This is a genomic window from Bacteroides ndongoniae (assembly GCF_900108345.1).
Classification (GTDB): Bacteria; Bacteroidota; Bacteroidia; order Bacteroidales; family Bacteroidaceae; genus Bacteroides; species Bacteroides ndongoniae.
In genome coordinates, this window is sequence record NZ_FNVV01000014.1 from 1893918 (window position 1) to 1907738 (window position 13821).

Annotated in this window: 10 protein-coding genes and 1 tRNA gene; 4 read left to right on the forward strand and 7 right to left on the reverse strand. The window is 40.6% G+C overall.

What is annotated here, in order from left to right; translation table 11 throughout:
- Positions 1–13: 13 nt before the first annotated feature.
- Together BQ5591_RS18525 and BQ5591_RS18530 are read right to left on the reverse strand one after the other, a co-directional pair.
- Complete coding sequence (locus BQ5591_RS18525) at positions 14–2953, reverse strand: TonB-dependent receptor (RefSeq protein ID WP_071150460.1); 2940 nt, start codon at positions 2951–2953, stop codon at positions 14–16.
- 104 nt (positions 2954–3057) lie between these two features.
- Positions 3058–3471, reverse strand: coding sequence for a hypothetical protein (locus tag BQ5591_RS18530; protein ID WP_071150461.1), 414 nt, complete (start codon positions 3469–3471; stop codon positions 3058–3060).
- Between the two features lie 184 nt (positions 3472–3655).
- Between BQ5591_RS18530 and aroB the strand changes: the two genes are divergently transcribed.
- The 4 genes from aroB to BQ5591_RS18550 all read left to right on the forward strand — a co-directional run bounded on the left by aroB (position 3656) and on the right by BQ5591_RS18550 (position 6832).
- Positions 3656–4717 (forward strand): 3-dehydroquinate synthase, encoded by a 1062-nt coding sequence (gene aroB / locus BQ5591_RS18535; RefSeq protein WP_071150462.1) that lies wholly within the window; start codon positions 3656–3658, stop codon positions 4715–4717.
- 287 nt (positions 4718–5004) lie between these two features.
- Positions 5005–5079 (forward strand) — tRNA-Pro (locus BQ5591_RS18540).
- 221 nt (positions 5080–5300) lie between these two features.
- The gene (locus BQ5591_RS18545) at positions 5301–5909 is read left to right on the forward strand and encodes a master DNA invertase Mpi family serine-type recombinase (protein WP_071150463.1); all 609 of its coding nucleotides are present in this window, start codon (positions 5301–5303) and stop codon (positions 5907–5909) included.
- Positions 5910–5920: 11 nt separating this feature from the next.
- Positions 5921–6832, forward strand: coding sequence for a TaqI-like C-terminal specificity domain-containing protein (locus tag BQ5591_RS18550; RefSeq protein WP_071150464.1), 912 nt, complete (start codon positions 5921–5923; stop codon positions 6830–6832).
- On the opposite strand, the gene BQ5591_RS18555 is transcribed toward BQ5591_RS18550, so the two are convergent.
- The 5 genes from BQ5591_RS18555 to BQ5591_RS18575 all read right to left on the reverse strand — a co-directional run bounded on the left by BQ5591_RS18555 (position 6810) and on the right by BQ5591_RS18575 (position 13744).
- The gene (locus BQ5591_RS18555) at positions 6810–10526 is read right to left on the reverse strand and encodes a type IIG restriction enzyme/methyltransferase (RefSeq protein ID WP_071150465.1); all 3717 of its coding nucleotides are present in this window, start codon (positions 10524–10526) and stop codon (positions 6810–6812) included. The two genes, BQ5591_RS18550 and BQ5591_RS18555, sit on opposite strands and share 23 nt — an antisense overlap.
- A gap of 130 nt (positions 10527–10656) precedes the next feature.
- Complete coding sequence (locus BQ5591_RS18560) at positions 10657–11355, reverse strand: hypothetical protein (RefSeq protein WP_071150466.1); 699 nt, start codon at positions 11353–11355, stop codon at positions 10657–10659.
- Between the two features lie 22 nt (positions 11356–11377).
- Entirely contained in the window at positions 11378–12319 is a 942-nt protein-coding gene (locus BQ5591_RS18565) for a relaxase/mobilization nuclease domain-containing protein (protein ID WP_071150467.1), read from the reverse strand.
- Positions 12300–12653: a MobC family plasmid mobilization relaxosome protein gene (locus BQ5591_RS18570; protein WP_071150830.1), complete on the reverse strand. Its 354-nt coding sequence runs from the start codon at positions 12651–12653 to the stop codon at positions 12300–12302. The genes BQ5591_RS18565 and BQ5591_RS18570 overlap by 20 nt, the downstream gene beginning before the upstream one ends.
- A gap of 146 nt (positions 12654–12799) precedes the next feature.
- Positions 12800–13744, reverse strand: a complete 945-nt coding sequence (locus tag BQ5591_RS18575; RefSeq protein ID WP_071150468.1) for a toprim domain-containing protein — start codon at positions 13742–13744, stop codon at positions 12800–12802.
- Between the last annotated feature and the right edge of the window lie 77 nt (positions 13745–13821).

The following is a 13821-nucleotide window of genomic DNA, read 5'->3' on the forward strand; positions in this document are numbered from 1 at the left end:
TATTCTAAAAACATTAGAAACGGGGGCGACCGCCGCCAAATCCACCAGGACCGTGACCAGGACCAGGGCCAAATCCCATACCGGGACCTCTATCACGACGGGCATTCTTACCTCCGAAGATATTCAGACGATAAATGAAGTGAAGCATGCAATAGCTGTTGACACCATTATAGGTATATACCGAACGTCCACTCGCTGTCAGCGAACGGCTGATATTGCTCTGCTGCTTCAAGATGTCGTACATTTCGAAACTGATAGTAGCGGCACCTTTCAGGAAAGTCTGCGAAAGCTGGGCATTCCAGATAAGCTCGTCACGGTTCATGCTACTGTCAAGATAGCCACGACGGCTTTGGTTAGCTATGTTGGTAGAAAGGGTCATATTCCAAGGTGCTGTCATGGTCGTAGTAGCACCATACGAGAAGTTGTAAGGCTTCTGATTGTTAGTAGGAGTCAACTTGTCCTTTTCGATTGAATAAGCAAAAGAGCCGTTCAAGCCGAATTCAAACCAGTCGTTACGATAAGTACCGGTCAGACGCTCTTGCAAACTCAAGTTAGTAGTTGTATTTTTCTGAGAAACTTCACCTACCGAAAGATAACCTACATTATTATTATAAGACACATTACTAAACGAACCGATATTGAACTTCTTATTCTTCAACGCCGAATTGATACCGAACATACCCATTGCACTCCAGTTGCCATTAATATTTTCAGGCTTGGTTACCCAACCACCGGTCTGTTCATTGTAAGTTCTCATACTGCTGATGCTGTTTTGCGTCATCTGGAAGTTAGCATGAGTAAAAATACCTCGCTGACGATCGGGATCATAAGTATTGTAGAACATACGGAAGTTATGATTGAATGAAGGCTTCAAACCCGGATTACCTTTAGTAATATTCAACGGATTAGAGTCATCGGTTATATCCAACAGGTTCTCCATACCAGGCTGCGAACTACGTCCGCGGTAAGTGATACGCAACTGGCTTACCTTCGAGAAGCGATAACGGAAGTCGATGCTCGGAGCTACATTGAACACACTACGCGTCGTATCGGTCACATACGAACCTTTTTCATAGGACAACGAAGTGTTTTGTGGCTCGAAATCGGCACCAACACTCAGACGATACTTTTCACGATTGAAGAGCAAACTGGGACTGAATCGATGAGTATAAGTTTCATATTCAGCATACTTACTTTGCTCAGCATCATAACCGTCTTCATAATCACTGGGCAACATATCGCCCATGTTCCAATCGTTACCCAAATTGAAAGTCTTCTTATCACTCTTACTGTTGCTGTAGCTGAAACGATAGCGGAACTGCAGGAAAGTAGCCTTCCAAAGCGGCTCGCTGTAAGTCAGTTCCAGGCTGTAGTTATAACCATCGGTAGGAGTAGTCATATAGCGACGAATGATATCCTCGGGCTTGACAGTGCCGTCTTCTCCGGCCTGGAAGTAACGAGTGTTCGAAGCACTGTACTGGTCGTTTTCCGAGTCATTGTAACCAGCCGTTCCACGGAAAGTAATATTACGTCCGTTCGAACTGAGCCGACGGTTGATTTGCAAAGTGGCATTGGCCGACAGCGAATTACCATCGCTGCTGGAAAGGTTGTTCGATGTATTGACACGAATGTCTTGCAACGGATCATTTATTTCACCATCAAAAGTTTCACTCGACAAATCGAGTTTTGCCAGTTGAGTAATATCCAGATAGTCGTTCGGACGTTCAACGATCGCATAAGGATCGCTGTTAAAAGTTCCGGACATAGAATTCGAAGCACTCCAAGTCTTACCATAACTAAGGTTAGGACGGAAAATAATGTTTGTTAGTGTGTCAGGCTTCCATTCCAGACGAAAATCTGCATTGATATTCTGATTACTACTCTTATTGAGCGAACGTGAATTGTTGAACGACGAACTTGCCCCACTTGAAAGGAAGTTCTCGGTATATCCGTCGCTGTAAGCGGCATTACCTCTATAGTTGTAACGTACACTACCTCCCAATTCCAATTTCTCAGTTTCAGTAGCGAAAGTCAGACCGATATTTTTAGAAGCTGTTAAACCGTTGTTCCTACGCCAGCGGGGACCGCCTCCACCGCCCGAGAAACCCTGATCGTTCACGTTATTGGCGCCGGCAATGAAGGTCACCTGCGTATTATCGTTAAAGTAGTTCATCATGGCACGTCCCATATAACGGTCTTCCGTACCACCCGACAGGTCTACGTTTCCAAAAATACCTTTGTTCATACCCTTCTTCACTGTAAGGTCGAGCACAGTTTCTTCTTCACCGTCATCAATACCGGTTACCCGCGCCAAGTCGGACTGCTTATCATATGTCTTCAACTTCTCGATCATGTCTACCGGAAGGTTCTTCAAACCAGTTTTCACGTCACCGCCAAAGAACTCTTTTCCGTTCACCATAATCTTCTTCACATCTTTTCCGTTGATTTTCACATTTCCATCTTCGTCAATCTCAGCACCTGGCAACTTTTTAACCAATTCTTCAAGCATGGCTCCTTCGGGCGTACGATAGGCCGACGAGTTGAATGCAACGGTATCCTCAACTACCTGCACTTGGGGAGCTTCAGCCACGACTACAGCTTCGGACAACATCACGGCATCCGACTCTAGCGTTACTGTACCGATGTTTTTCTCGGGAACGGCGGCTGTAAGAATCATGGGAATGAACTTACTCTTATAGCCGATGTAAGAAATACGCAGGGTGTACTTGCCCGGTTTCACCTTGGGCAGTTTAAAGTATCCCTGATTGGAACTTGCGACACCAGCCGCCTGCGCACTGTCGGGCAGAGAAAGTAACTGCACAGTAGCCTGCATAGCCGGTTGCTTGGTATCGTCTTCCATCACACGGCCCGACACGGTAATGCTTCTTGTTTGCGAAAATGCGGTCACAGCTGTTGTCAGCAACAGCACCGCACCAATGATAATTCTTTTCATGTGTCTATTCTTCTTCTAAATGTAAACAATGTCTTTTTTTACACTGCTTCATTTGACAGAATAATAGGCAAAAGGTTTAATGCGTGACACGCTGATTTTCGATTTTATCGACTATTCCGCTTAAATAATCTATCAACTGCCGCTTTTTTTATACCAAATTCCAGGCAAAGCACATTCAGTATCAAAAAGATCAGAAAAGAGGAAGTATCGACCGAAGCAATGTCGCCTTTGGCCACACGGTAGAGCATGCCGCCAAAGATGAAAAGCACAGTCAGAAACATGGCATTGCGTGTAGCCTGGTTGCGCACACGAACAGTTTCTTCTGTTTCGTTCTTTGTCAGGGCGAAGATGATCATCAGACAGCCCATCATCATCAGCAGTTTGGCACACTCCTTGTAAAAGAGCAGGTTAGCATCGGTCACGCGCCCCATCATCAGCATCAGGAAAGGCAGAAACAAGGCAAGGGCAATCACAAAGTAGCCCAACGGGCGACAGAACACGGGCAGCAAAGCTTTCATAGCGTATTTTTGTTTTTAAGTAAGTATAATAGAGTTTTCCGTGGACAAACTTACGCATTTTCTTCGTATTCCGCTCAAAAAATGTCGGGGAAAACCGCTTTTCCCTCTGCAAACCGATGCTTTGTCCACTCAAAAAAGTATCTTTGCCACCTGATATTAGCAATCAACCATTACAAATCAACGTATGAACAAACAAGAAGTTATCCTCTGCGAAGAACTGAACGGCGCACTGACTGGCGCCATCGAAAAATGTCCGCACGACCGACTTTTCATCCTGACCGATGAACATACCCACCGCTTGTGCCTACCGCTGCTGGCCGACATTAAAGCCCTGAAGGAAGCCACCGAAATCACAATTGGCGCCGAAGACGTGCACAAAACACTGGAAACGCTGGCCTCGGTGTGGCAAGCTCTGAGCCAACAAGGTGCTACCCGCCACTCGCTCCTCATCAATCTGGGCGGAGGCATGGTGACTGACCTCGGCGGTTTTGCTGCTGCCACCTTCAAACGCGGCATCGCCTACATCAACATTCCTACCACACTGCTGGCGATGGTCGATGCCTCGGTAGGCGGAAAAACGGGGATCAACTTCAACGGACTGAAGAACGAAATCGGAGCCTTCGCACCCGCAGCCAGTGTGCTGCTCGAAACAGAGTTTCTACGAAGCCTCGACGCCCACAACTTCTTCTCCGGCTATGCCGAAATGCTGAAGCACGGCCTCATCAGTACCCCGCAACATCTTGACGAATTGTTGGCTTTCGACACCGAATGCCCCGACTACCGCCTGCTGAAGGAGATGGTAGGCCGCTCCGTGCAGGTCAAAGAAGACATCGTAGCCCAAGACCCGCAGGAGCATGGCATCCGCAAAGCCCTCAACCTGGGCCACACCATCGGACACGCTTTCGAAAGCCTGGCCCTGGCCGAGAACCGCCCCGTGCTACACGGTTACGCCGTGGCGTGGGGACTGGTGTGCGAACTTTACCTGTCTCACCTCAAGACCGGCTTCCCCAAGGAACGCATGCGCCAGGTAGTTCAGTTTGTCCGCCAGAACTACGGTGCTTTCTCCTTCACCTGCAAGCAGTACGACCGCCTCTACGAGTTGATGCTGCACGACAAGAAGAACACCGCAGGCATCATCAACTTTACCCTGCTGAAAGACGTGGGCGACATCTGCCTGAACCAGACTGCTGACAAGGACACCATCTTCGAAACCCTCGACTTCTATCGGGAGTGCATGGGGCTCTGACCCCTTCCATACCCTCTCAGAAGCATGCTTGCACGGCTCGTGAGAGACACTTGTACGGCTCACGAGAAACACTTGCACGGCTCGCGAGCCATACTTGTATGGTTCAGAAGGCCCGCAAACAGTCTTTTCCATCCCCTCTTCTGCCCGCGCAGTGTCCCCGACACGTAAGCCAATAAAAAAGTGTTTTCGTAACTCGCTATCAATAAAGGAAATAGAAAATAATTCAATAAAAAGTTGCCGAAACGCTTGCCAATTCAAAATAAAGCGCTACCTTTGCATCCGCAATTCGGGGTGTAGCTCAGCCCGGTTAGAGTACGCGTCTGGGGGGCGTGTGGTCGCTGGTTCGAATCCAGTCACCCCGACTGGTGAAAATCAAGGAGTTAAGTGACAAACTTAGCTCCTTTTTCTTTTATATATGACACATTTATGACACAAATCAAGATGTTTTCCATCACTATATCACTTCGATTAAGAAACAAAAATAAAATAACTGGGGATTATTTATTTTTCTTTATTTAGGTTTACCATAGTTTTATTCAACATATAACATACTTTCGTAGCATATTGAATAAAACAATTTAATATGATTTACGGATACATTAGAGTAAGCAGTGACAAACAGACTGTAGAAAACCAACGTTTCGAAATTAATAATTTCTGCGAACGTGAAAATTTAAAAATTGATGGTTGGATAGAAGAAACCATCAGCGGTACAAAATCCTATAGCAAAAGAGAGTTAGGTAAACTACTCAAGCAAATCCAAAAGGACGATCTTATAATTTGTGCAGAACTTTCACGCTTAGGAAGAAATCTTTTTATGATAATGGAAATTCTTAACCTTTGCATGAGTAAAGAATGTAGGGTCTGGACAATCAAAGACAATTATCGTTTAGGCGAGGATATTCAAAGCAAAGTATTAGCATTTGCCTTTGGCTTATCGGCAGAAATTGAACGTAATCTAATTAGCCAACGCACCAAAGAAGCATTATCACGAAAAAAAGCAGAGGGTGTAATTTTAGGCCGTCCAAAAGGAAAGAAAAGCTCCCCTGAAAAATACAAATTATATAAAAAAAGGAACTTGATTCAGGAACTTTTAAATGCAAATATATCTAAGCGGAAAATTGCTGTAATATGTAAAGTTGATAGAAATACATTAGCACGCTATATCAAAACCTTTTTGGTAGAAACATAACGAGCGTTTTAGTGCAGCAACAGGCTGTGGAGTGTAACTTCGCTGAGAATGATAGCTGGATTATATTATCTGCGATTGAACAAAGTATTAAGCGTAAAATAGAAGCAGTTGGCACTCCACTTAAAGATTGGGATATTCGAATTAACTACGGAATAAAAACAGGCTTTAATGAAGCGTTTGTTATCACTACCGACAAGCGTAATGAAATATTGGCAAATTGTCAAACAGAAGACGAACGTACCAGAACAGCTGAATTAATACGACCGATTTTAAGAGGACGTGATATTAAACGTTATGCTTATAATTGGGCTGGTTTATATCTTATTGCGACTTTTCCTTCCCGCCACTATGACATAGAAATGTATCCAGCGGTTAAACAGTATCTTTTGACATTTGGTATTGAAAAGCTTGAACAGACTGGAAAGACCTATATCGTTAATGGTGAAAAAATTAAGGCTCGTAAAAAGACTAATAACAAGTGGTTTGAAATTCAAGATAGTATCAGCTATTGGGAGGATTTTTCTAAGCCAAAAATCGTATGGGGTGAAATCTCCGATAAATCAAAATTTGCTTTTGACTTTTCAGGTGAATATATACCAGAAGCTACTACATTTTATCTTAATGGAGAATATATAGAATATTTATTAACAGCCTTAAACTCATCTGTTTCAGAATGGTTGTTCTCTAAAACAGGAACAACTACAGGTGTTGGTACAATTCGATGGAAAAAATACACAATAGAACAATTAATTGTAGCAAAACCCAACTATGAGCAACAGAAAGAACACCTTGCCGCCTTTGAAAATTTAAAGGCTGGCAAGATGTCTGTCTCTGATTTTAAAGATTTTAGCAATAAATTGATGTACAAGATTTATGAATTAACTAATGAAGAAATACGTGCTATAGAGAATTTATATAATTAATTTCGTCTTGTGTTAAGCCATATAAATTATATACGATATATTCAATTTCCGTATAATTATTATTATCGATTAACCGTTCAATTTGAGCCAGCTCCTTATTTTCGATTTTTAATTGTGGAATAGGAAGCTGCTCAATAAACATTGGTTTATATTCAAAATATCCCCCATTACGAGTGACTCCAAGTAGCTTAATATAAAAATCTGCTATTTTGGAATTAAGAATAGCTAATAAATATTTACTTGCTGGAACAATCATGGAAGATGGTGCGTTAATAAAACTATTATTTTCTACTAAAGCATAATTAGGAGTCAAGTTCAGATTACCCCATACGATTTTTGGCTTAGAAAAATCCTCCATATATGCGCAATTACGCAGATTGTAAGGAGTATCACCTTTATCAGCTCTTGTAGAGATTTTCTCCCAATATTGGTCTAAATGAGCCTTTATAGCTGGATAATTCTCTATTTGAATGCGAGGTATTTTACCTTTTATGCCGTTATGAGTATTAATTAGCCACAAATTCGCCCAGTCGTAACTATATCGCTTTATATCACGTCCTCTTAAAATCGGTCGTATTAATTCAGCTGTTCTGGTACGTTCGTCTTCTGTTTGACAATTTGCCAATATCTCATTTCTCTTCTCTGTAGATATAATGAAAGCGTCATTATATCCAGTAAGGACTCCACGATATATGTTAATATTCCAGTTTTTGAGTGGAGTACCTATAGTATCTATTTTTTGTTTGATACTTTGCTCAATAGGTGAAAGTATCACCCATGAATCAGAAGAAGCGAAATTACACTCCACAGCCTGTTGCTGCACTAAAATGCTCAATTTATTTAAGTCATCTGTATTAGAAATAATACAAGCTAATGTATTTTGAGTATAACTTTCCTTCTTTGCTATCAAAATATTAGTTTCAACAGTTGCTGCATCAAATATCTTTATCCCTGCAAAATCAATTAACAAAACAGGATTTGTTTTTGCAATAAAATATTGGCGTAATTCTTTTCCATATCCGGCTCTCATCCACTTATTGGAAGTAATGTAACATAGGCAGCCATTAGGTTTAAGCAAATTCATCCCATGCTCGTAGAATAAACAATAAATATCCCCTGTACGAACATAAGTTTTATACTTCATTCGCTCTAAGACATCAGCATCTGTTCCCATAGATTGCAGTTGAATATAAGGAGGATTGCCAATAATACAATCAAATCCTATAAAATTGCCATCTGTATCCAATAATTCTGGAAACTCTATACGCCATTCAAAAGCACCCAAATAAATCTTATTGGAATTGATTTCCTCAAAATAACTTTCAAGTTCTGCTATTTCCCTTTTAACAGCATCCACACGTTTCTGCCAATCCTTTTGTTCTTTTTTACTCATTTCAAACAGCTGCGGTGCAAGTAAATTCACCAGTTCTGCCCTACGCTTATTTAATCTAAGTTTTTTAGGGTCTTTTGCACCGATTTCAGTGGTAAGTTTAGATTTAATTTCAGCTATCATTGAATCCAACTCCCGCTTTTCAGCTTTATCTTGAGCATTCTTATACTTGCTCACAGCATTTCTATACTGGCTAATAGAAATACCTGTTTCTTTTAATACGGACTTAATACTATCCGTTAAATCAAAACGGTGCAAAAGAGAGTTCCCACATTTGATATTTATATCAATATTAGGTAAGGTTTCCAATTGTTTATAATCACTTTCTGCTGTATAGTAAGCATTCTTAAGCAATTCAATCCACAAACGCAACCGGCATATTTTCACAGAGTTTGGATTAATATCAACGCCAAATAAACAATTCTCAATGATTATCTTTTTCTCTTTGAACAATGTTTCTTGTATGCGTCGGCTTTCCTCATTCAATGGATTATACGCAAACAAATTGTTGTCCGCATCCGTTACAATCAGTTCATCGTTTTCAATAGAGAATGTGTAATCTGACTTTTTAATACGCTTACCTTCGGAATCTACTAAAATCCCTAGTTCATATTTCAAACATATTAGCTCGTTTAAAGCGGATACCAAAAAGTGCCCTGACCCCACTGCCGGATCACAAATTGTGATACTGTTTATAATCCGGTTAGCTTGTGATATATCTTCTATTTTATTGTATAAATCTGCAACAGACGCACAATTCCAATTGTAAAAATTATTAAATTTAGTCAAGACAGAATTAGCAACGGCTTCACGGCACATATACATTGTGATAAATCCGGGAGTAAACACCGAACCATCTTTATGTCCGTTAATTTTTTCAAATATAAGTCCTAGAACAGAAGCATTAATCAAAGTTTTGGCTTCTTCTTGTACTTCCTCACTTCCCTCGCTTGCAAAATTATATGCATCTAAAAACGCAAATAAATAATTCAAAGTCGGAAGGCTACTGAACTGTTGTTTTTCCTTACGATTGATTAATACACTATTAGTAAATAGTGGTAATTCAGACCGCTGTGACAAACTATTTATCTTTATTGTATTGCTTTCCAGTTCAGTAACTTCAAAGAGTGAACTATTCAAATAAGGGACATACTCGAAATCTTTCAATATGGAAGCCGTTCTTTGATTAACACTTCGTGCTAGAACTTGAAAAAATAAAGTGTTTAAATCATCGAAATCACGTATTTTCTGTATAGAAAGAAATTTGTAACATTGCTCTCCGTTGTGGTATTTCAACATTTGAGCTTCCAGCAATTTCAAGAATAAGATTCGATTAATCCAAGTAATGCATAACTCCATAGCCACATTGAACAAACGTTCTTCTTGGGCACTTCCATAAATTGCGATATTGGGAACTTTTCGCAAGCAGTCTTCTGCATCAAGTTGGTTGATTGTATTCTCCAACAAAGAAGCTTCATTACGCCGTCCAACAGCTTTACGTACAATGACAATCTTATTGTTTTCCTTTTTCTCTTCAATACCCAGAATATGCAACAACTCTGCATAAAACTTCTTATTCAAAGAGTTACTGTCATTTTGGAAGGGCAGTTTCAGCAAATGCACATCACTGAATACCTTATACAATTCGATAAGTTTTTTTGAAGCAGTATTCTCACCTAAATATTTAGCGTAAGAGCGGATGTCAAAATAGGTATAGTCAAGACTATCTGCAACTTCTTCGATAAATGAAGAAGCTATCTCAGAATAAAAGAAGTCTGTTTTGCGACTTGTTTTCCTACCATCCTCAAAATCCTGAAACTCTTTTTTCAGTTTCTTATTTTGATAAAATTTTTGCTCAAACTCTTGGGCATCAAAGATAAAATATTCATATACATTGGTAGCTATCAGATATTTAATATCTGAATTTTTCTTGGATATTCTTTCTCTTAAATAATAGAGCAAGAGTTCCTGCAGAGCTTTCCTATTTAAGTTACCAACAGAAATCATTTCGTTTCTGTTGGTTGTACTCTTTACCTCAATTAATAAACCAATATTTGACTTACTTGTTTTATCTAATCTTACAGCCAAATCTATATCTTCTTCTGGAGCCATATAGTATGGTTTATAAAAAGTATCACTTAGGAAATTCCTTAAGTGTTCCTTTTGGGTTTCTTCTCTTTGACCATCTGATATGGTAGATAATAAAGTATGAAGAGCTTTTTTAAAACGATTGAAATCTTCAGTTTCTATTGCTACCTGCCTATACGCTTTATTCAATATTTGATTAGGCTTTAATTGTCCCATAATGTCCTTTTTTAATAAAATCACAAGCAAAAGTAATCTAATTTGTTGATATATACCTCATAACCAATAAAAAAAGGAAGTATAACCCTATATTGCAGATTATACTTCCTTTCGCATATAAAAAACTTCTTTATTCAAGTTCTTGCGCTTCCTGCTGCAACAGTCTTGCCTTTTCCAGTTTCTCAGCCCTTACCCGTGTACGATATTCAAAATCTTCTACCTCATTACGGATATTCCTAATGACAGTTTTATCTCTGTCACGATGGAATACCACTTCCAATGTATCCAATTCATTTCCTGAAATACCACCATACATTTTGATAAGGCGGTACTTCAAATCATTGTCAGAAAGTTGCATATTCCGTTTAAACTGACAAGCATTGCCGACCAAAAGAAGCAGAATTATCCCCAACAGAACAACCTGCCACAAGAATGGCCGTGAGGCTTTAAAGTCCAAAATATGATTGTTGGTGTGATGAACTTCCAACTGCTGTATTCTCTGCAACTCGTTGGCGATGCGTTCCTGTTCCGAGAATATGTCCTTGTTAATGGCACATAGGTTGGCATATAGGTTGTGCATCTCCTTGACATGAACCAGTGTCAGTTCACGGAACTGCTCCCACTCATTTCTTCCGGCTGAAAGCTGGGACTTCATTCCAGCAATCTCCGCTTGAAGCCGTTGCAAATTGTCGGAAAGCAGGACAAGTCCCTCATTGTTTTCTTCTTCATCAGTCGTTTCAACCGAAGTTATATGTTCCTTGATTTCGGAACAAAGGTTATATACCGCATCCAGCGTGTGGACAAAATCATTGTTCTCCATTTCTTTCATTTTCGTATCTGTTTTTGAGTTATTACCAGTTTATCCTTCTCTTTTTATTCTTTTTCAATTTCCGCTGAAAGGCTGCTTCCGCATTTTCATCGGTATAATTGGGGGTAGGGTTGAACAATCCGCCCAATGCCCCGACAATGCTTTCTACTACATTGCTGCCTGAATTATAGGTATTCTCATACTGCATCACAGGTTGGTTGCCGTTAGTTACCATTCCGATATTCTGTTGATATTGGTTATTGGTTTCTCCCAACATTCTGTCCAACTTGGAATAACTGAAACTCCTATCAATGTCCGAAGCCTTGAACGTAATACCGTCTTTAGTCAATGACAAGCCCTGTATGACATTGCTTCTGCCTCTATACTTGAACTCCGTTTTTATTCCCTGTCTGGATAATTCCGATATGAACTGCTTCCAGCTATTGGATTTGTTTAACGAGTTCTTGACCGCATGGTAAATCTCATACTTCGTCTTATCATTTCCTTTCAGACGGTGAGTCCGTACTCTATCCTTTCCTTTACCAAAATAAAGTCCATACTTCTCTTTCAGTTCCTTGCAGACTTTGACATTCCGATAACAGTCGTTCTTGTCATTGATCGTGCGTCCGTTGTTATTCACTCGGTTGAAAACAATGTGAACATGCGGATGCTTCTGGTCATTGTGCCGGGCAATGATATATTGGGTATCTTTGATTCCCATTTTCTGCATATACTCCTTTGCTAGACTTACCAGCATCTCATCCGTCATTCTCGGAGCGTCCTCAGGTGCGTAACTGAGCGAGATATGTCCCACAGGCTGACGAATATTCGGTTTCATCATCCGCTGAGCTTGAAAACAGTCCGTAATGGTCTGAATGCTGTCCGTTAATACTCCTTCGGCAGCCAGAAGTCTTGCTTCCGGCTTACCCAATACATAATTGACACATCCTTTGAATCCCGCTCCCTTACTTATTTTTCCAATCATCGGACAACTGTTTAATGATTTGTACTATCTTTTTCTTCAACAGCATAAGTTCTGTTGCTACGCCAGCAAATCCTCCGGCATTGGCTTTATGGGCAAGCTGGTTGATGTTATTGGCTTCTCCGGCAAGTTTCCGCAACACGTCCGCATCCGCCTTGCTGATGCGCCGTACTACTTTACCCGTAAGCAATACGGAGTGGACGAACCTACTGAGTGAAACTCCTGCATCTTTCCTGCGTTTCTCTACCGCTTGGTACTCAATATCTGTAAATCTTGCGCTAACCACACGCACCTTGTTGCGCCTGGTCTGCAGTGATTGTTGTTTATCTTTTTCCATTCTGAAATTCGTTTTGGACTGCAACCAACGGGAGCAGGTTGTCTTTGCCTTCTGGCAAAGCAAGGGCGGAAATGTATACATTTCCATTACCTTGCTTTCTTAGCCTGCACATATTCCGTTGCTACAGCAATGTTACTTGATTAATACTACAGACTCCTGCCTTTCGACTTCTTGGGCACTGATGTTTGTATGAATTTCTTTTCTCGGAGAGGATTCCGTTTACACAAGTACTCATTCAAATCCTTGCATCCACTATACAGATGTGATGCGTCACGGATATTGATGGTACTACCATACTCTTTTCGGATTTGCAGAATGGCTTCCATCCCTGCACGGTCGTTATCAAAAAAGCAATGAATGCGCAGATAATTTCCCAACGGATAAAGAGCCTTGGAAACATTCGATACAGAATTCAGTACCATATAGTCTTGTTTGTCAAATTCCGGATATTGAGGACAACTGTCCAATCTCAGTGTCAAGAAAGAAAGATAATCCATAAATCCTTCAAAGACATAACAGACTTCATTCTGCCTGTTCGTATGCCGAATATGACTGATGTCCTTGGGAGCAATACACCCCTTGAAATACTTGTTCCGTATTTCATACCCTCCACGCACATTAGGGAACCCGACTGCATAGTAATGCTTACCGTTGTTCTCGAAATGTACTTCGCAACATTCTCTTTTCGCAAGTTCCGTATTAATCCCCCTTTCACGCAGATAGGAAAGCAGAACTGGTGATTCCAAAGGTTTCACTTCCATACGTTGAAAACTCGGCTCTGTAGGAGACTGCTTCTGAAAAGAAAAGGAAACGGGGCAAATATGCGGAGCCTGCTCCTCAATTTGATGCAAAATGTAAGGTAAGCTTTCAGAACAATACAGTACCGAAGCCAAGGTAAGTATATTACCTCCCTTACCAAGCCCGAAATCATACCATTTATTGATTTCGGTATTCACCTTAAATGATGCGTCTGCTTCCTCTCTAAATGGTGATTTATACCAAAGGTTCATTCCCTGTCGTTTGACCGGATTATACCCCAAACTATGCAGATAATCTTCCAGTTTAATATTCTTTGCTTCTTCTATTGTCATTTTCTTATGAATTTGAATGTGAATGAAATGTGTTGATTTGTTGAGTGACGAACTTATCTTACTGAAAAACAACAGAA

Bases quoted from the DNA above. Each gene is read 5' to 3' on its own strand.
- aroB (WP_071150462.1), top strand. From the start codon at position 3,656: ATGAACAAACAAGAAGTTATCCTCTGCGAAGAACTGAACGGCGCACTG.
- BQ5591_RS18525 (WP_071150460.1), bottom strand. From the start codon at position 2,953: ATGAAAAGAATTATCATTGGTGCGGTGCTGTTGCTGACAACAGCTGTG.
- BQ5591_RS18560 (WP_071150466.1), bottom strand. From the start codon at position 11,355: ATGAAAGAAATGGAGAACAATGATTTTGTCCACACGCTGGATGCGGTA.
- BQ5591_RS18530 (WP_071150461.1), bottom strand. From the start codon at position 3,471: ATGAAAGCTTTGCTGCCCGTGTTCTGTCGCCCGTTGGGCTACTTTGTG.
- BQ5591_RS18565 (WP_071150467.1), bottom strand. From the start codon at position 12,319: ATGATTGGAAAAATAAGTAAGGGAGCGGGATTCAAAGGATGTGTCAAT.
- BQ5591_RS18570 (WP_071150830.1), bottom strand. From the start codon at position 12,653: ATGGAAAAAGATAAACAACAATCACTGCAGACCAGGCGCAACAAGGTG.
- BQ5591_RS18555 (WP_071150465.1), bottom strand. From the start codon at position 10,526: ATGGGACAATTAAAGCCTAATCAAATATTGAATAAAGCGTATAGGCAG.
- BQ5591_RS18575 (WP_071150468.1), bottom strand. From the start codon at position 13,744: ATGACAATAGAAGAAGCAAAGAATATTAAACTGGAAGATTATCTGCAT.
- BQ5591_RS18545 (WP_071150463.1), top strand. From the start codon at position 5,301: ATGATTTACGGATACATTAGAGTAAGCAGTGACAAACAGACTGTAGAA.